At 48.7% G+C, this 20,163-nt stretch carries 12 protein-coding genes; 9 read left to right on the plus strand and 3 right to left on the minus strand.

Going from position 1 to position 20,163, the window contains the following annotated elements:
- The first annotated feature begins 8 nt into the window (after positions 1 to 8).
- From KVT36_RS06175 to KVT36_RS06205, 7 genes are all read left to right on the plus strand, one after another.
- Positions 9 to 2,108, plus strand: a complete 2,100-nt coding sequence (locus tag KVT36_RS06175) for a hypothetical protein (protein ID WP_217602628.1) — start codon at positions 9 to 11, stop codon at positions 2,106 to 2,108.
- Between the two features lie 18 nt (positions 2,109 to 2,126).
- Positions 2,127 to 4,133 carry a carbamoyltransferase C-terminal domain-containing protein gene (locus KVT36_RS06180; RefSeq protein WP_217602629.1) on the plus strand — a complete coding sequence of 669 codons (2,007 nt, stop codon included), beginning with the start codon at positions 2,127 to 2,129 and terminating at the stop codon, positions 4,131 to 4,133.
- 17 nt (positions 4,134 to 4,150) lie between these two features.
- The gene (locus KVT36_RS06185; protein ID WP_217602630.1) at positions 4,151 to 4,915 is read left to right on the plus strand and encodes a galactosyltransferase-related protein; all 765 of its coding nucleotides are present in this window, start codon (positions 4,151 to 4,153) and stop codon (positions 4,913 to 4,915) included.
- Positions 4,916 to 4,943: 28 nt separating this feature from the next.
- Positions 4,944 to 10,796: a glucoamylase family protein gene (locus KVT36_RS06190; RefSeq protein ID WP_217602631.1), complete on the plus strand. Its 5,853-nt coding sequence runs from the start codon at positions 4,944 to 4,946 to the stop codon at positions 10,794 to 10,796.
- A gap of 202 nt (positions 10,797 to 10,998) precedes the next feature.
- On the plus strand, positions 10,999 to 13,455 hold the full coding sequence (locus KVT36_RS06195) for a glycoside hydrolase family 2 protein (RefSeq protein WP_217602632.1): 2,457 nt from the start codon (positions 10,999 to 11,001) through the stop codon (positions 13,453 to 13,455).
- 57 nt (positions 13,456 to 13,512) lie between these two features.
- The gene (locus tag KVT36_RS06200; RefSeq protein WP_217602633.1) at positions 13,513 to 14,703 is read left to right on the plus strand and encodes an alginate lyase family protein; all 1,191 of its coding nucleotides are present in this window, start codon (positions 13,513 to 13,515) and stop codon (positions 14,701 to 14,703) included.
- A 127-nt stretch (positions 14,704 to 14,830) separates the two neighbouring features.
- The gene (locus tag KVT36_RS06205; RefSeq protein ID WP_217602634.1) at positions 14,831 to 15,070 is read left to right on the plus strand and encodes a hypothetical protein; all 240 of its coding nucleotides are present in this window, start codon (positions 14,831 to 14,833) and stop codon (positions 15,068 to 15,070) included.
- Positions 15,071 to 15,075: 5 nt separating this feature from the next.
- Here KVT36_RS06205 and KVT36_RS06210 read toward each other — a convergent pair whose 3' ends face one another.
- On the minus strand, positions 15,076 to 16,389 hold the full coding sequence (locus KVT36_RS06210; RefSeq protein WP_217602635.1) for a tol-pal system YbgF family protein: 1,314 nt from the start codon (positions 16,387 to 16,389) through the stop codon (positions 15,076 to 15,078).
- A gap of 127 nt (positions 16,390 to 16,516) precedes the next feature.
- Positions 16,517 to 16,990, minus strand: coding sequence for a MarR family winged helix-turn-helix transcriptional regulator (locus KVT36_RS06215; protein ID WP_217602636.1), 474 nt, complete (start codon positions 16,988 to 16,990; stop codon positions 16,517 to 16,519).
- A gap of 46 nt (positions 16,991 to 17,036) precedes the next feature.
- Between KVT36_RS06215 and KVT36_RS06220 the strand changes: the two genes are divergently transcribed.
- Entirely contained in the window at positions 17,037 to 17,864 is an 828-nt protein-coding gene (locus KVT36_RS06220; protein ID WP_217602637.1) for a GyrI-like domain-containing protein, read from the plus strand.
- Between the two features lie 100 nt (positions 17,865 to 17,964).
- Complete coding sequence (locus KVT36_RS06225; RefSeq protein WP_254639862.1) at positions 17,965 to 18,666, plus strand: SDR family oxidoreductase; 702 nt, start codon at positions 17,965 to 17,967, stop codon at positions 18,664 to 18,666.
- A gap of 293 nt (positions 18,667 to 18,959) precedes the next feature.
- Here KVT36_RS06225 and uxuA read toward each other — a convergent pair whose 3' ends face one another.
- Positions 18,960 to 20,129, minus strand: a complete 1,170-nt coding sequence (uxuA, locus tag KVT36_RS06230) for a mannonate dehydratase (RefSeq protein WP_217602639.1) — start codon at positions 20,127 to 20,129, stop codon at positions 18,960 to 18,962.
- Between the last annotated feature and the right edge of the window lie 34 nt (positions 20,130 to 20,163).

The following is a 20,163-nucleotide window of genomic DNA, read 5'->3' on the forward strand; positions in this document are numbered from 1 at the left end:
AATACGATATGGAAAACAGGCCGTCTGACGACTTGAAAATTATTGCGGCGGAACTTGCCCGTCACATAAGCGCGGGTAACATCAGTGCAGCATGTGAACCGCTGCTGGCGCAACTGGCTGGTAATAAATATGATCCCGCATATGAGGAGGCAGCTGATAGCGGAACAAAAGCAGCGCATAATACTGCAATAGGCATTTGGAAAAAAACGGTGGAAGATGGGAAAAGCTTTTACAGCAGGGATGCAGCCCGGCAGATTGAATGGGCATTATGGGCCAATATAAATGAGTTACCGGCAAAAAGCAGTAAAAAAAGATTAGTGCTGTTAGGTGAATCTGTAGCAAGAGGATATTTGTATGATCCGCACTATAATGTGGCCAGGGAGCTGGAAGCGATCCTTAATGAAAAGAGCAGCCCCTGGAATGCAGAAGTAGTAGACCTTGCAAAGACCAGCATAAGTATGAAAGAGCTGCTGGAGCTGGCGGACGCCTGCACCGCCCTGGAGCCGGATATGGCGGTGATCTTTGCCGGTAATAACTGGGATCCTGCCCTGGCAGATACACTGAATGAGGAAGATGTGAATACCATATTGGAAATATTCAGGCAGGATGGTTTTCCCGGCATAAAAGACTTCCTGTCAAACAGGTTTAGGGACCTGGTTACTCAATGCCTCGAACAGCTGTCCGCCTCCTTAACAGTAAAAGGCATACCGGTTGTTTTTGTGATCCCGGAATTTAACCTGATGGATTGGAAAAGTGATCATATAGAACAAGGGCTGTTGTGGTTGCCGGAGGAGAAAATGAAGGAATGGCTGCAGGCTAAAGATCTGGCAGAGCAGGCCGGCGCTGACATGGAAAAGCTGGGCACAGCAGCTGCCCGCATGGTAGCGCTGAATCCATCCAATCCACTGGGATATGAGCTGCTGGGCCATTACTACGCTACCGGCAGGCAATATGCAGCTGCAAGGGATTGTTTTGAATCATCCAGGGATACGGTGTTATTTACCGGGGGCGTCACAAAACCCCGTTGTTATAAAGTTATACGGGAACAGATCTTAGCTGAAGCGCCCCGGCTGGGAATTAAAATAATAGATCTGCCAGCGGTATTTGCCTCCGCTTTCCCGGATAAAATACCGGACAAAAGCCTGTTCCTTGATTATTGCCACCTTACCGTAGAAGGCATCAAACTGGCCATGCGGCATACTGCAGCTGCTATAATAGGGCTGGCTACCGGTAAACCCGTTGATGCTGAAAGCATCCATGCATCTGCCCTGTATCCCGATAGGCATGTGCAGGCTGTTGCACACTTTGGCGCAGCCATACATAATGCGCATAACGGTCAGCCACAGGCTATTCTTCAATATCACTGCAATAGATCCGTTGGATTCTCCAACCGGATAAAAGACACTATGCTGCGCTTCATTGATTTTTCATCCAGGCATGCATCTACCTTCTTTTGTAAGTCATTTGAAGAAATAATCTCAGATGGGGAAATGCGGCAGTATGAAGGAGGACTGTTGTCATTGGTGCATCCAAGAGGCCGTAAATTAATGGATGTTGAGCTGGTGGATGCTATTGTAAAAGCGCTGGATACCGTTCACATACAACAGGCAGATATTATTGACCGCTTAAGGATAAAGGAGCATGGGGTAGGCCCTGAAGGAGTGAACCTGCTCGATTCTTTTTACAGTGCCAGTGATTACAATGAGTTCCTGTCAGTACCTAAAAGCGCTTTTTTGCAGTACCGCACTTTAACAGCTCCCTTTCATTTCGTTGCAGGGAAAGACCATGAAACCCTGTCATTCAGCATCACCTGCCGCACGCCGGAAAGGGAAGAAAAGGATCAGTACATTAAAATTTACCTGAATGATGAAGGGGAATGTATAACCGCTTTACCAATGTGTAATAACTGGAATACCCATCATTTCATGATCACTGAGCGCTTATTGAAAGCAGGGGTTAACCGCCTGGTTATTAAATGGCCTTATACCGCAGCGCCGCTGCCGGAAGTAAGCGGGGTTTCGCGGAATGCTTTGCTCAATGCCATGTACCCTGTGATGGGAGAAATAAGCTCCTTCTTCGTTAAAGTATGTAACAATAGTGTCCCCTAAACTGAAAAATTATATTATATGATCATACTTGGCTTTAATGGCAGTGTTGCCGGCATAAGCGAGAACAGGTTCAACTTAAATGTTGACACCATGCATGATGCCGGCGCTACCTTAATAGAAGACGGCCGCATTATATGCACCTTTGAAGAGGAACGCTTAAACAGGATCAAACATACCAACAAATTCCCGGTACGTGCAATAGAAGCCTGCCTGGAAGAGCATAATATTGACCTGGACGAAATAGATGCATTTGCCTTTCCAAATGAAGAAGCTGTTTATGACCTGGAGATAACACGCTGTGGCACTATAGATCCGTCATTTAATTATGGATCGGCAAGAGCCTATCTTGTTGCTTACTTTCAGCAATATTTTAACCGGCAGATCGACCCTGCACGTATTTTTTTTGTGAACCATCACCTGGCCCATGCTGCCAGCACTTACTACGTATCCGGGTTTAACAAAAGCCTGATCCTGGCATTGGATGGTTGGGGCGATAACTTTTCAGGAGGCATTTATGAAGGGGAAGGCAATGAGATCAGAACCATCCAGAAAATGTCTCATAACAATTCACTGGGCAATTTTTACGTGGAAATAACCCGCCTGCTGGGATTCGAGTTCTTTGATGAATATAAGGTAATGGGCCTGGCGCCTTATGGAGATAAGGATACCTATAAACATATTTTTGACGGCCTGTATGAGCTGCAGCCCCAGGGAGCTTATCACCTGCACCGCGACCGGCTCAGGGTCATAGGTGAAAAGCTGCCGCCACGCAGGAAAGGTGAGCCCGTAACCCAGGTGCATAAGGATATTGCAGCAGCATTACAGGCAGCGCTTGAGGAAATTGTATTGCATTTGGTAAAACATTACCAGTCCGTTACCGGGCATGATCACCTGTGCCTGTCAGGCGGGGTATCCCTGAACTGTACCATGACCGGGAGATTGCTGTATGAAAATATTTTCCGGGATGTTTTTGTACAACCCGCATCCAATGATACCGGGCTGCCTTTGGGAGCTGCCTTGTATACTTACTACCAGGCGCAGCCCCATGCGGAACGTTATACATTTAAACATGCCTACCTGGGAAGTAAAGCGCCGGAAACCACTGCGCTGGTAAGTACGCTGGGAAAATGGAAGGATGTGTTGGCATATTATGAAGCAGATGAAATAACCCATGAAACAGCGCGCCTGATTGCGGCCGGTAATGTAATAGGCTGGTTTCAGGGCAGCTCCGAATTTGGTCCGCGCGCCCTGGGCAACCGTAGCATACTGGCCGATCCCCGGCCGGCAGGCAATAAAGACCTGATCAACAGAAAAATAAAGAACCGGGAAGGGTTCCGGCCCTTTGCACCCTCTTTAACAGAGGAATCTGTAGCACGGTTTTTTGAGCTGCCGGATCACAGGCAGGACCGTTATGGATTTATGACCTTTATACTAAAAGTAAAGGAGGAGTACCGCAGCCGTTTAGGCGCCATTACACATGTAGATGGAACCGCCCGTTTGCAAACAGTGACCCGGGAAACAAATGCCCGGTATTATGAGCTGATAAACAGCTTTGGTGAGTTAACCGGGATGCCGGTGTTGTTAAATACTTCCTTTAACAATAACTGTGAGCCCATTGTAGATACGCCGCAGCAGGCCATTAACTGTTTCCTTACCACTCATCTCGACTATCTTGTTATTGACAATTTTATTATCCGGAAACGGGAACAGCAACCCGCAGCCTTTTTTCTTTCATTATACCCGCTGGTGCCCGCCTACACCCGGTTACATGTTTTGCATGAGAATGGAAAGATCCGTTATGAGATCGGTAATACATTTAATGAAAGAAAACATCCCCTTTCCCGCAACCTGTATGCTTTATTGAAGAACAGCGATGGCAGCCTCCAGCTGGGAAAGCTGATAGCCGGTTTACCCGATGCAGCCCCGGAAGATGCTGCCGCTATTATTGAAGAAGTGCAAACACTCTGGGCATTGAGAACAATTGAATTAACAGCCGGTGCCGCAATGAATTTAGCAATTGGATAAATCAAAAATGTAAGATAATGACCCATACTCTGAAAGAAAATGTTGTGTTATCATTGCTGGTAGCTTATCGTGGCCGTCCGTTGCATTTAAAATGCCTGATGGAATGGTTTAACGTAACCTGCTCTATCAATCCCGGAATCGAGCTGGTGATCATGGAGGATAGCCCGGAACCGTCTATCACAACGGATCCCGGGAAAAATATCAAATATTTCCATATAGACGGTGGTGAGAATTTTAATAAGGCAAGATTGCTGAACATTGGTTTTAATAACAGCAGTGGAAAATTGATCTCCTCTTATGATGTGGACCTGGTGCCGGCGGATCTTTCTTTCAGACAGCACCTGGCTATGGCAGGCAAATCCCCGGACCTGCTGATATCAGGCTACCGGCTGAACTATAAAAAAGAATACATGCACATTGAGGAAATTGACAATGCAAAATATAGTGCTGCTATTGATATCGGCGACTGTACGGAAAGTTTTTTACGGCGGCAGCTGATAGATGGGCACCGGTTTGCCGTTATACCACTCTTCAGCCGGGAACGGATAGAACAAATAGGCGCCTGGGATGAGCGGTTTGAAGGCTGGGGATCAGAAGACATGGATTTTTTAGACCGGTACCTGGGCCGCAACATATTCCAGGTCAGAGCCCCGGACCTGTTATACATGCATTTGAATCACGGTGCGGCCCAGGGCTGGAACGATCCGGCGCTTACACAAAGAAATGACTCCCTTTATTTTGCAAAAAGAGAGCTGCGTAAGATGGCTAACTACAGTGAATAGCACCTCAGAATAACATGAAAACCCAGTTATGATATTGAAAAACCCTGTTGCGGAGCGCCGTACCCATGTGAATGCTCAACCTGCCAGTATTATACCTCCCTTTCGCTCTTCACTGCTTACCACAGTTGCGGAAAAGAAGGAGCATGCCGGCAGGCTGGCCAGGAAGCACTTATTTATGGCCCCTGCCCCGTTAAATATACTTAGGTATCTGGAGGAGAATGAAAGGGAATTGCAGGAGATCTGTGCGGCATTGGCAAAAACAATTGAAAAGGATCTGCCGGTTACACCAGCTGCAGATTGTTTGCTCAATAATCTTCATCTGATAGAAAGCCAGCTGCTGAAGGATAAAGAACGGCTGAAAAGATCAGCCTATCCTGCAGATACCTTTTCCAGGATCTATGACATAGCGGTGGAGCTCATTGCCCATAGCAATGCACAGGTAGATCAAAAAGCTGTAAAGGATTTTGTGGCTGCTTACCAGGAAGTATCTTTTCTGAAGCTGGCGGAATTAAAGTTGCTGCATGTAGCCATCCGTGCAGCATTGATCGAAAATATCCGGCGCATATCCGCGGGTATGAGCCATATCAGAACAGGTGATACCCACAACTATCTATCATTATGGAACAGCGTGCATAGCCTGCACCAGCTGGCAGCGGTGGACTGGCGCAAGTTCGTGGAATCCACCAGCGTAGTAGAGCAGGTGCTGGCTAAAGACCCCGGTGCCGCCTATACGCAAATGGATATTTATACCCGGGAGCAATACCGTAAGGCAATAGAAGAAATTGCAGCAGGAAGCGGAAAGCCGGAACATACCATAGCGCAAACAGCTATATCGCTGGCAAAAGAAAATATCACTGTAAATATCCGCATGGCGCATGTGGGTTATTACCTGTTAGGCCCGGGCCGTACCTGGCTGGAAAAAGAAGCCGGTTGCCGGGTAACAGGCCTGGAAAAATTACGCAGGCAGCAGCCGGCCGGCACTTACGTGAGCGCCATTATATTGTTAACAGTAATAACCGGCGCCGGTTTATTTATAAAGGCGCATAGCCAGCTTTCAAATGCATGGCTGCTGTCATTTACAGCTGTACTCTTATTTGTAGCTATGCTGCAGCCCGCCGGCACAGCAGTTAACTGGCTGCTGTCTTTACTGGTGCGTCCGGCCCTGTTACCCCGCATGGATTTTTCAAAGGGCGTTCCGGCTTATGCGCGCACACTGGTAGTGGTGCCTGCCCTGCTGGGCAGCCACAAGGATGTGAAAACGCTTACAGCCGCGCTGGAGCTGCGTTTTCTGGGTAATAAAAGTAAGCATCTGCATTTTGGCCTGTTAACGGATTATAAGGATGCTGACCGGGAAACATTACCGGAAGATGCGCCGCTGCTGCAGGCGGCCAGGGAAGCCATCACCGCCCTGAATATAAAATACGGCAGCCCGGGGCAGGAGCTGTTTTTCCTGTTTCACCGTAAAAGGTGCTGGAATGCGGCAGAACGTACCTGGATGGGCTATGAGCGTAAACGCGGCAAGCTGGAAGAATTGAATGCCTTGCTGCGCGGAGGCGCTAAAGACAGTTTTTCATTAATAGTAGGACAGCAGGATCTTTTTCCTGCCATCAAATATGTAATTACGCTGGATGCTGATACACAGCTGCCCCGTGATGCTGCCTGGAAAATGGCAGCAGCCATGGCGCATCCGCTGAACAGCGCTGTTTGTGATGCAGGCGCACGGCAGGTAACCGCGGGGTATGGCATATTGCAGCCCCGTGTGTCTGTTGATATGCCCGCCGCCAACAGGTCGTGGTATGCGCGCCTGCACGGGCACAACGCGGGGATAGACCCCTATACCCGCGCGTTGCCGGATATTTACCAGGATATCTTTGGCGAAGGCTCTTTTATTGGCAAAGGCATTTATGATGTGGATGTTTGCCTGCAGGTGCTGCAGGAACGTTTGCCCGAAAACCGCATTCTTAGCCACGATCTGCTGGAAGGTTGTTATTTGCGTTCGGGCTTGTTGAGTGATGTATGTTTGTACGAAGAGCAGTCCTATAGCTACCATATTGATCTGCAACGCAGGCACCGCTGGATCCGCGGCGACTGGCAGATTGCAGCCTGGCTGCTGCCATGGGTACCCGCTGCAGGCGGCCGGCTGCAGCGCAACCCTGTCAGCCTTTTATCCCGCTGGAAAATATTTGACAACCTTTGCCGTAGCCTGCATGCAGTAGCGCTGTTACTGTTACTGGTAATGGGCTGGACCGTATTAAAAAGCGGCGTTTTCTGGACCGGCGCTGTATCAGGCATACTGCTGCTTCCTTGCCTGCTTTCCTTTACCGGCGCCCTGTTGAAAAAACGCAATAACAGAACCGTTAATAAATGCCTGGCAGATGCCCTGGCAGCAGCAAAAGGCCCCTGTATCCAAATGTTGCTTACACTGGTGTGGCTGCCGGCTGAAGCTTTTTGTGCAACGGACGCCATTATACGGGTGCACTGGCGCCTGTGGGTGAGCCGCCGTAAGCTGCTGGAATGGAACCAGTCTGCTAACCTGCACGGAAGTATGAAAACATTGCCGGGCTTGTACCGGCTTTTATGGGCAGGCCCTTTTACCGGCATAGCTGCCGGTATTTACCTTTCGCTGTTCCACCCCCTGCAGCTGTTCATAGCCGGGCCTCTACTGGCAGCCTGGATATTATCTCCTGTAATAACCTGGCAAACAGGCAAGCCCCTGCAACAACCGCTTCCCCGTTTTACGTCCGCCCAACAGCTGTTCTTACGCAAGCTGGCGCGCAAAACCTGGCATTTCTTTGAAACTTTTGTAGGCCCCTGGGAGAACTGGCTGCCACCAGACCATTACCAGGAGTTCCCAGAAAACAGGGTAGCGCACTATACTTCTCCTACCAACCTGGGGCTGGCGCTACTGGCCAATCTGAGCGCCGTAGATTTTGGTTATATAACCCCAGCTGTTTTTATAGAGCGTACAGCCGGTACCGTTAATGCTATGAAAAAGCTGGAGCGGTACCAGGGCCACTTTTATAACTGGTATGATACCATCACCTTTCAGCCGGCGCAGCCGCGTTATGTATCTACAGTAGACAGTGGTAACCTGGCCGGACATGTGCTGGTGTTGCGCCAGGGCCTGTTGCATATGCTGCAGCAGCCCGTGCTGGGGCCCGCCCTGCTAACCGGTTTGCAGGATGAGCTGTACCTGCTGGAAGAAGAATGCAACGCTGCTGAATTGCTTCGGCCTGCCTTTCAGCTGCTGGAGCAAACCATCAGTGCACCGGTACTTACTTTTCAGCAGCTGCACAGCTGCATTACGCAGCTGGCTGTTTATATAGGTGAAGCAGGTGACCGGCTGCAGGTAACATCCCGCTGGTTACAGGCCATCTGCGATCATTTGCAGCAGATCCGGGAGGAGCTGCAGTTATGGGCGCCCTGGCTGTACCTGCCTGCAACAAATTCAGCTGCATTGTTACCTGAACATATACCCTCGCTGAATGAAGCTGCAGAATATATAACAGTTTGCCGTTCCCAGCTGGCGCAGGCAACAACTATCATAGAAGAAAAAAACTGGTTGAACATACTGGAAAAGACCGCCGGTATTGCAGCATCGCGTATAAATACCATTGAGCAATTAGGTATTGCATGTGCTGACTTTGCAGAAATGGAATATGGTTTCCTGTATGATGAGCAACGTCATTTACTGACTATTGGTTATAAACCGGAAACGGATCAGCGGGATACAGGCTGTTATGATCTGCTGGCATCAGAAGCAAGGCTGGGCATTTATGTGGCAATAGCACAGGGTAAGTTGCCGCAGCGTAGCTGGTTTGCATTGGGAAGGCCTGTGATCAGCACAGCAGGCTCGTTCTCCCTGTTATCCTGGAACGGTACTATGTTTGAATACCTGATGCCATTGCTGGTAATGCCGGACTATGAGCAAACATTACTGCATCAAACCATGCAGGCAATGGTAATGCGGCAAATAGAATACGGTGAGGAAAATGGTATCCCATGGGGTATGTCGGAGTGCGCACAGCATGTAATAGAAGCCAGCTTGAGCTACCGGTACAGGCCAACCGGGGCGCCCGGCTTAGGCGTAAAGCGCGGACTGGAAAAAGAGCTGGTAATAGCCCCTTATGCAACTGTTATGGCGCTGATGGTAGCGCCGGAAGCTGCCTGCCGCAACCTGGAAGTATTAACGCAGCAAGGCTTTCAGCGGGAATATGGTTTCTATGAAGCAGTGGATTATCTGCCCTCCCGTTTGCCGGAAGGGGGATCCCATGCTATTGTGCGCTCCTTTATGATCCACCACCAGGGAATGGGTTTTTTATCGCTGGCTTACCTGCTGCATGATAAACCCATGCAAAAACATTTTGAGGCCGACCCGGTAATGAAAGCTGCATTGTTATTACTGCAGGAAAAAACAGCAAAGGAAACTGCATTTCATTTACCGTCTGTCGAGCCGGACAGTACATCATCCGCTGTTGCAACAGCGCTTGCAAGCGCCGGTCCAACAGCTTTGAATATGTCAGCTGCCTTAGGCCCGGAAATGCAATGGCTGTCCAATGGCCGTTACCAGGTAATGATCACCAGTACAGGTACGAATGCCAGCCGCTGGAAACACATAGCTGTTACACCCTGGCAGCCCGATGTATATAATAACCATGGCATAGGTTGTTATATACGGGATGTGGAAAAAGATACTGCCTGGTGCGTTACCAGCCAGCCGCCCGATAAAATGAGTAAACACTTCAGGATGGCATTTGCGCCAGGGAAGGCTTTTTTTCAGCATATACACCAGGAGCTTGTTACGGATACCACCATAGCAGTATCGCCGCAGGATGACCTGGAAATAAGAAAGCTGGTGATACATAACCGCTCAAAGCGGCAACGCACTATTGAAGTAACCAGCTATGCAGAGGTAATGTTGTCGCCCGTGGATGAAACTTCATCATTTCCAGATAGATCTTTTGTACACACGGCAATTCATCCGGGGGAGCATGCAATAATATGCACCCAGTATCTTGATGATCCGCATATTCCCGCAGCCGCTATGTTTCATGTGGCAAAAGCTTATGGGGGAAGGGTAGAGGCAGTAAACTATGAAACAGATGGTTTGAAATTCACCGGCCCCGGATATGACCGCGCTGATCCGCATGCAATACGTAAGAATACAGTGCTGTCTAATAACCAGGGTATAATGCTCAATGCCATTGTAGCCCTGCAGCACCGGATAATGCTGGAGCCGCAGGAAACAGTAACCCTGCATATATACCTGGGAGCTGCTGAAACACGGGAAGCCTGTATTTTGATGGTTAATAAATGCCAGGTGCAACATTTCGCAGATAATGTATTTGCGCAGGCACAGGCCCGGCAATATTCGTTAATAAAACAGCTGGGCATGATAGCTGCAGAAGCTGAGTTTTGCCGTAACCTGGCCGGTCGTGTGTTTAACCTGCATATGAATAGTGCTTCACCCGAAAGTCCGTTTGCACAAACCATCCTGCACAGGTATGGTATCAGTAAGGAAATACCCACCGTATTGCTGCAAGTGGAAAATGCAGATCACATTAACCAGGTACGGCAGCTAATACAGGCGCACACTTACTGGCAGGCCCAGGGGCTAAAAACCAACCTGGTATTATACATTGAGGATAATACCTGTTACCGGCATTTTCTGAAAGCGCATATCATGGAAATTATTACCAGCTGTACCGGTACAGATATAACCGGCCATCCTGGCGGGATCTTTATTATACAGGCAGATGGCCTGCCTCATGAGGAACGCCTGGGGTTATACGAAGCTGCCTGTTTGATATTAAACCATAACGGAGAGCTGTCTATAGGACATAACAGTGTAAGAACGGAAGCAGTACATGCGGAAGTGTAAGTACGATTATGATTCCCCCCATTCCCCCATCATCTTCCCCCACAGCTCTCTCTTCCACTTCCCCCTTCCCCCTCGCGACCATCTCCATTTTCTTCCCCTTTCCTTCCTTATTTTTCTCCTTCTGACAAACACTTCCGATTTTATGCAATCGATTGTATATATTTGATTTGTTGCACAGATTTCACGTTAATAACTGATTGAAATGATCCGCTACCTGTTTTTAACCGGACTTTTATTTTGTTTATTATCACCCACAACCCATGCCCAGCAAAGCCTGCGCCTTACCCAATCCTGGGAATTCTTACGGGAAGATTTAGGCAGCATTTGGGAAGCCGTACGCCCCATAGCAGAAGGCAGTCCGGAATCAGTGCCTTTGTGGGAAAAGGTAAACCTGCCGCATTGTTTTAATGCAAGGGATGCGGTAGACCCGGATGTAAATTATTACGAAGGGCCGGGTTGGTACAGAACCGTATTAGAGGTAAAGAATCCTTACGCGCAGGGCCGCACCCTGCTGCACTTTGAAGGCGCCGGTCAAAAAACAGATGTTTATATTTTCACCACCAAAGTAGGGCACCACACCGGTGGTTATGATGAATGGACAGTAGATATTACAGGCGCTGTACAACAGTTCCTGCAAAGCGCAGACGCTAAACGTTATAATGGTAAAGTGCCGCTGGAGATCCGTTGCAGCAATGCAAGAGATGTGGAAATGATCCCCTCTGATATGTCGGACTTTAACGTATACGGAGGATTATACCGCTACCTGGATCTCGTATATACACCTGCGTTATCTTTTGAGCAATTGCACCTACAGGCGCAGGTAGATGCGCAGGGCAAAACTGGCACCGTGCAGCTGCAGGCTGCTTTCCGCAACCCTTTACATACCACGCAGGCCACCCTGGATATTAACGTCCTGGACCCGCAGCAAAAAATAGTACAACACTGGACGCAGCCGCTTACCCTGCAGGATAGTGTACAGGTGCTGCAACCTTTTACTATTAAAAAACCTTTGTTATGGTCGCCTGCGCAACCGCAGCTGTACACTGTGCAGGCGCGTTTGAAAAGCAGTGCCGGCGAAGCTGTGTGGAGCGGGCATTTCGGCTTCCGCAATTTTGAATTTGTAACGCATGGCCCTTTTATGCTGAATGGCAAACGCTTGTTGTTACAGGGCACACACCGGCATGAGGATGGCGCTGGCGTGGCTGCTGCGCTTACCGAAGATATGATACGGCGCGAAATGCAGCTGATCAAAGATATGGGCGCCAACTTCATTCGCCTGGGGCATTACCAGCAATCACCCCTGGTATTACAGCTGTGCGATAGCCTGGGTATACTGGTATGGGAAGAAATCCCCTGGTGCCGTGGTGGCCTGGGGGGAGAGGTGTATAAAGCACAGGCCCGCCGTATGCTCACCAATATGATCCAGCAACATTATAACCACCCCGCAGTGATCCTTTGGGGCCTGGGTAATGAAAACGTCTGGCCCGGCGATTTCCCGGAGTTTGATAAGCAAAAGATCCATGCTTTTATGAGCGAGCTAAACACGCTGGCACATACGCTGGACAATACACGTAAAACCACTATTCGCCGTTGCGATTTCTGCAAGGATATTGTAGATGTGTATTCACCCTCCATCTGGGCCGGCTGGTACCGCGGCCGTTACACGGAGTATAAGGAGGAAACGCTGAAAGCTATTGCCAGCGTGCCGCATTTCTTTCATGCAGAATGGGGCGCAGACAGCCACCAGGGCCGGCATGCAGAGTACCCCGAAGAAGCCCTTAAAAAAGTAGCTACCGGTAAAGGCGCTGATGAACGCACCGGCGATTTTGCGCTTACCGGCGGCAGCGCACGCGCCTCTAAAGATGGGGACTGGTCTGAAACCTATGCCTGTAACCTCATTGACTGGCACCTGAAAGAACAGGAAACCATACCGCAGCTTACCGGCAGCGCTTACTGGATCTTCAAAGATTTTTCTACCCCGCTGCGGCCGGAGAACCCCGTGCCTTATGTGAACCAAAAAGGCGTGGTAGGCCGGGATCTTAGACCTAAGGAGGCTTATTATGTATTTCAGTCGTACTGGGCTACGCAGCCCATGGCGCATATTTACGGGCATGGCTGGCCGATACGCTGGGGTAAGGAAGGAGAAGAAAAAATGATCTGGGTATACTCCAACTGCCCGGAGGCAGAGCTGTTTGTGAATGGTAAAAGCTATGGCGTTAAAAGGCGCAACAGCCAGGACTTTCCGGCTGCTGGCCTGCGCTGGCAATTACCTTTACACAAAGGCAGCTACCAGGTAAAAGTAGTGGCCCGCAACGGTAAACAAACAATAACTGATGAAATTGCTTTTAACTACCAGACCGGCACCTGGAGCAAACCGGCCCAGCTGCTGCTGGAAAAAACAGCGGTCAATAATGATACAGTAACGGTAAAAGTAAAACTGGCAGATGCGCAAAAGATCATCTGCCTGGATGCAAAGGATTACATCAGCTTTTCAGTTGCCGGTAGCGGCACGCTGATAGATGATCAGGGCACTGCCGGCGGATCGCGCAGGGTACAGCTGGTGAACGGGCAGGCGCAGATAAGCATCCGTTTGAATAAAGGACAGAGCGTGGTAGGAGCTACGGTGCAGGGCGTGCCCAATGCATTTATTAGCTTATAGATTTCCGTTATAGCAATTTTTGAGAGAACAGTTTTTCTTTACTCTAACTTTTGCGTTATGAAAAAATATGGCTTGCTGTTTATTTTACTCTGCTGTACCTGCGTGCTGGCAGCCCAAACACCGGCTACGCAGCAGGCCTGGCTACAACGCGTTATAAAAGACCAGCGTACATTTATTCTGAAAAGAGCTGCCGATGCTATGCAGCAAACGCCGCTTACTATTACAGCGTATAGCTGTCCCCGTAGTGCGGGCGGTAAACATGATTTTTATTCAGAAGCCGATTACTGGTGGCCAAATCCCGCCAGCGCGGATAGCCCCTATATTCAGCACGACGGGCAAACCAACCCGGATAATTTCCTGGAGCACCGCAGGGTAATGGTACGCTTTAGCCGTATTATGGGCGCACTGGCAGCGGGTTACATGGTTACAAAAGATAAAACTTACCTGCGCAAAGCGCTGGCGCATGCACACGCCTGGTTTGTAGATACTGCCACCTATATGCATCCCAACCTGCAATATGCACAGGCCATTAAAGGCCGGGTCACAGGCCGGGGCATTGGTATTATAGATACTATTCATTTCCTGGAAGTAGTGCAGGCATTGCGCATTATGGAAAAAGCAGGCGCCCTGCCGCCGGAAGATCTGAAAGCCATTAAAACCTGGTTCACAGACTATTTGCAATGGATGACCACCCATCAATACGGGCATGATGAAATGAATGCCGCCAATAACCACGGTACCTGCTGGGTAATGCAGGCAGCTGCTTTTGCCGGCTGGGTAAAGGATCAAAAATGGATGGACTTCTGCACAAAACGTTATGAAGAAACATTGCTGCCCAAACAAATGGCTGCTGATGGCAGCTTTCCGCTGGAATTAAAACGTACTAAACCTTACGGCTACTCGCTGTTTAACCTGGATGCCATGACCATGGTTTGCCAGCTGTTAAGCAACCCGGGGCATAACCTCTGGCAGTATACCACTGCAGATGGAAAGAACATTGGCAAAGGCATAGCCTACATGTATCCCTATGTAAAAGATAAAAAACAGTGGCCCTTTGCAAAGGATGTAATGTACTGGGATAACTGGCCCGTAGCACAGCCCTTTTTGCTGTTTGGCGCTGTAGCTTATAATAACATGGATTATTACCGCTTATGGTTACAGCTGGAACATGACCCGCAGGTAGAGGAAGTGCTGCGGAATGTTCCCATCCGCAACCCGGTGATCTGGTTATGGGATGTTAGATCATAATTTATGCCGTATCACACAAATGTGTTAACGGGTGAATCACAACTATTTAACGAAAAATTTTCCGCCCAAAACTTGCTTTTTAATAATATTATGAATAGTTTTATATATATGTAAACTAACTATTCCTATGAACTGGATGAAAGACCTATACAGTATTTACCAGAAGCTGGACGCTACTGGTTTCGAGGAGGTAAAAAAAGAGATCTTAAAGGCACAAGTGTACGGTTGTAATGCAGGAGAAGTATACTACCTGGTATTACAGCAGCTGGTAATGATCAAAAAAGACAAGGTACAGATCTATGAAGTGATCAAGGGGGAAGTGGAGAGCATTATTCACCACAGCAAAAGCATGATATACCTGAACTAAACCGGTTATCTTATTTCGTCAATTAACTTTTTGGCTTTCCAGTAAATGGACGCCTGCTCCGGTATTTTTAGCAGCCATCCAACGCTCTGCTGTTTATCTCCTTCTTTAAGATAGCTGAGCGCCAGGTAAAAAGCGGCGTCGTACCGGTATGGCGATTTATCATCTTTATACACTGTTTGCAGATCAGTACGGGACTGCGGCAAAAGATTCATATCTAACAGGGATACCCCCCGGTAATAGCGGGCGTAGGTGTTGGTGCTGTCCATTTGTAAAACCTGGTTCAGCTGCTCTACTGATTCGCTGAAACGGCGTTTATTGAAATTGCGGGCTGCTTCATGCAGCAGCTTAGCGGCATTATTGGTATCTGCTGTATGGTGGTGCACCATTTCCGTAGGGGCAAATTGCCGGTACACATCCTTTCGCCAGGGGCTGATGAATAACAGGCCGGCTATGATGATAGCCAGCACAGTAATGCCCATCACATATAATCCCATGCGGTTCATATCCCGGTCTTTGCCATAAAACCAGCGTTGCCGCATATCTACCAGTATCTGGGCCAGCTCCCGGCGGGTATTATCCGGTGTTAAAGCCCTGCGCAGCCATTCTATTGCTTCCTTCCCTGATTTTACAATTTCCTGTATACCGCCGTTTTCTTTCAGCTCAATTTCAAAATTTTGCTTTTCCGTTTCCGGCAGGGATTGCATTACATACAGGGCGGTTTGTTCATAACTTTTATTGGATAATGGCTTATCGGTTTGGAGCTGATGGCCGTGCTCAAGCAGCTTAGCCATGCAGGATGGGAAGTTCTCCGGTACCAGCCCTGAGGTGGGATGCAGGTTAGTGCCTGCCCCATCTGCCTGGGGAATGATGATGGCCTGCTGTATAGCCGTTTGGCAGGCAGGCGTTAATTCCATAAAGCATTGCAGCCAGTGCCGCTTTTTTTCACCATTGTTGGTGATCTCCTGTACATATTTCAGGTGGGTATTATCCAGGGTAGCTACTTCCGGCTCCGGTGCTTCTGCTACGTTCAGGCCCCTTTTATGCAGCTCTTTACGCCAGGTTATTTTACATACCAGCATAAAAAAAGGCTCAAAACGGGTGGTCAGCTCTATGGAATGCTTCTTGGCATACACATAAATATCTGTAAGCCCTATTTCAAAAATATGTGCTGCATCTTTTTTATTGCCGCCATGTTGCAGGATGAAGGAGCTAACCTTTTTGGCAAATTGCCGGTAAATGGCATCTATAATGGCAGGGGAGCTATCCAGCAAGCCGTCTATGTATTCGTCGTCGTTATATAAAAGCCGGGTAGAGGTCATATGTTCGCCGGTTGTTTCTTATTATTTAGCTGCCGGTATAAAAGTATAAAACCTTGTCCAACACACAAAAAATTTTGAAACAGCCGGTTCTTTTATACACTTTACGTGCCAGAATTGTGAAGAGGGGTTACATGTCGGGGTATACCTTATGTACCAGTTTCATTAATAGTTCTTTAAGGTGTTTGTTATCTTCTTCCCCAATTAAATAAGCATAGTGCTGTTCCATTTTCTGCACGCCTTCTGTAGCGTCAATCAACAGCTGTTTACCCTTGTCGCTCAGGAATATCATAATGGCGCGGTTATCGCTTTCATGTTTGCGGGTTTCAATATAGCCTGCTGCTTCCAGGTTTTTGACCACTTTGCTCATGGCCTGCTTGGTAATGAGCGCTTTTTTAGCCAGCTCATTATTAATAATGCCTTCCGGGGCAATGTTGGCGATCAATACCATATCCCCCATCTTAAAATCCGCATACCCCCGCTGTTGCAGCTGTTCTGTAAGCCGGTTGTCCATATCCTTTTTGATCAGGTTCACCATACGGATCAACATCTGCGGTCTTAGCGCGATGCATTGTTGTAAACGCTCATCCAACGGACTGTTCATGATAGGCTATTTTAGTCAAATATATATTTATTATCTTGTTATGGCCATGGAAGTGATCGACAATATACTGCATTATATACAACAACATTTCGACCAGGATCTGTCCCTTCATAACCTGGCGGCACAAGCGCATTACTCGCCCTACCATTTCCACCGCCTGTTCCGGCAGCGGGTAGGAGAGGCCCCCAAACAGTACCTATTGCGGTTACGCCTGGAGAAGTCCTGCAAAGAGCTGATCTTTTACCCCTACAAATCCGTGTACGCCATTGCCATAGATTGTGGTTTCAGCTCCCAGTCTGTTTTTGCGCGGGCCTTCAAAAATAAGTACCAGCTTACAGCAGAACAATACCGGGAACAGGCGCTTAGCGCCATCCGGGAAAAAACAGCGGCTGTTTCCCCGGAAGTACAGCAATATCCCATCAGCATTAGCCGCTCCGAAAGCCTGCACCTGGCCTGTGAATTAACGTTCCTGCAGGAGGAGCATATTATGCAGGCCTTTAAAAAACTGCAGCGCTGGGCCGCTGCACATGAGCTGCTGGACCAGCACCCTGAATTTTATGGCGTATTCCTGGATACGCCGTTCACCACCGCCCTGGCCCAATGCCGCTACCTGGCAGGCATTCGCCTGCACCGCCCCTTTACCGGCCGCGAAAGTTATACCACCGGCCCTATGACCATAGCGCAGATACCAGTAATGGGAGAGCTGGAAATTGCCATGGATTATACCCTGTATGTAAAACACCGCTGGCTGCCTGAAAGCGGCTACCGGCTTATACAGGGCAATCCCGGTTATGAGCATATTACCAACATGGACCTCTCCAAACCTTACTCCCGGCATACCCGCATTATTTGTATGGGCCTGCAGCCGGAATAGCAAGAAATGCAAAACGGATCGCAAGAAGGGGGAAAAGCCCCGCTAATGGCGCAGCTACCTTTGGAACATCCAATAAACAAAAAGTTTAAAGATGTCACAGATGAAAGTTGTTATTGCAGGCGGTACTTCCGGTATAGGGCTGGCTGCTGCTGCCTTGTTAGCAAAAGAAAATGCGGCGGTTACCATTACCGGCCGTAACCCGCAAAAAATGGAAGAAGCCCTGGCCACGCTGCCCGCCAATGTAAAAGGCCAGTGTGTGGATGCCGTTAATACAGACCACATCAAAATATTTATGGCTGCCCACGGTGCTATAGATCACCTGGTAATAGCATTAAGCGGCGCCAAAGGCGGCGGCTTATTTAAAGAGCTGGACCTTGCGCAATTGCAGGCAGGGTTTGCAGAAAAATTCTTTCCGCAATTGCAGACCTTGCAGGCAGCGTTGCCCTGGCTCTCCGCAAATGGCAGCGTAACCTTAATAACGGCGGTAAGCGGGCATGCTAAAGCGCCCGGCACATCCGGCCTGGGCGCCATTAACGGCGGCCTGGAAATAATGGTGCCTATACTGGCAAAAGAATTACAACCCTTACGGATCAATGCTGTATCTCCCGGGGTGATTGATACGCCCTGGTGGAGCTTTTTACCGGAAGAAGCCCGTAACGTCACTTTTCAGCAATATGCGCAAGCCGCACCGGTAGGCCGTGTTGGCAAACCGGAAGATATTGCCGCAGTGATAGCACAGCTGATCCATAATACATTTATGACCGGGCAGGTGATTACGGTAGATGGAGGCTTGGGGTTGTAATGATGTGCAGATATGAAAATGTGCAGATGTGCAAATGGAATGCCTTGAATGATGGCAATGTAATAATGTAATGGGCAGGTATGCAAATTGAATGCCTTCGGGGATATTAATGTATTAATGCAAAAAGCCAGGAGCATTAGCCAATATGCAGATAAAAATAAATGCCTTAAATAAGTAGTGTATTAATGCAATAGTATTGAGGCGCTAATAACAATAACGTATTAAAAGCAAAAAGTGCAAATGACAACCTGCCGGCTAATCATTTGCACATTTGCATATCTGCATATTTACAATTACTTCATTCCTCTCGCAATCCCCAGCTCTAACCCGCGCAGCTCTGCCAGGCCGCGTAAACGCCCGATGGCGCTGTAACCTGGGTTAGTTTTTTTATGCAGATCGTCCAGCAGCTGGTGCCCGTGATCAGGGCGCATGGGAATAGAAATATTACGTTTGTTCATCACCGTTAATATGCTCTTCACCACAGCATACATATCTACATCACCTTCCAGGTGGTTGGCTTCGTGAAAGTTGCCCATAACATCGCGCAGGGTGCTGCGCAGGTGAATGAAATGGATATGCTCCCCTAAACGTTCTACCATACCTGGTAGATCATTGTCTGCACGTACGCCGTAAGAGCCGGTACAAAAACAAAGGCCGTTGGCCGCATAAGGCGCAGCTGCCAGCAGCTCGCGGGCATCCTGTTCGGTGCTTACCACGCGGGGCAGGCCCAGTATAGGAAATGGAGGATCGTCCGGGTGAATGGCCAGCTTTATCCCTACTTCTTCTGCCACCGGTGTTATTTGCTGCAGGAAGTAGAACAGGTGCAGCTTCAGCTGGGTAGCATCAACATTTTTATACTTGTCCAATGCTTCCTGGAACTGCTGAATAGTAAAGCTTTCCTCTGATCCGGGCAGGCCGGCAATGATGTTGCGTTGCAGGGTGGTTTTCTCTGCATCCGTCATGCTGTCAAAGTGTTCTTTGGCGCGGGAAATGTCTGTTTCGTCATAGTCATTTTCTGCACCGGGCCTTTGCAGTATGAACAGGTCAAACGCTATAAAGGCTGCTTTTTCAAAACGCAGCGCTTTGGAACCGTCTGCCACGGTATAAGCCAGGTCGGTACGGGGCCAGTCCAGCACCGGCATAAAATTATACGTAACAATATAAATACCGCAGGAGGCCAGGTTACGCAGGCTTTGCTGGTAGTTACGGATGTATTCTTTAAAGCGGCCGCTCTGGGTTTTAATGTCCTCATGCACGGGCACACTTTCTACAACAGACCAGCTGAGGCCTGCTGCTTCAATTTCAGCTTTACGTTGTAAAATGTCTTCCCGGGTCCATACGGCCCCGTTAGGAATATGGTGTAACGCTGTTACAATGCCTGTAGCACCCGCTTGTTTAATGTCCTGCAGGCTAACAGGATCCTTTGGGCCGAACCATCGCCAGGTCTGTTCCATTCTCGGCATAACTCATATAGGTTTTTGTATCAAGGCTCAAAAA

This window comes from Chitinophaga sp. GbtcB8, assembly GCF_019091455.1.
Taxonomy (GTDB): Bacteria; Bacteroidota; Bacteroidia; order Chitinophagales; family Chitinophagaceae; genus Chitinophaga.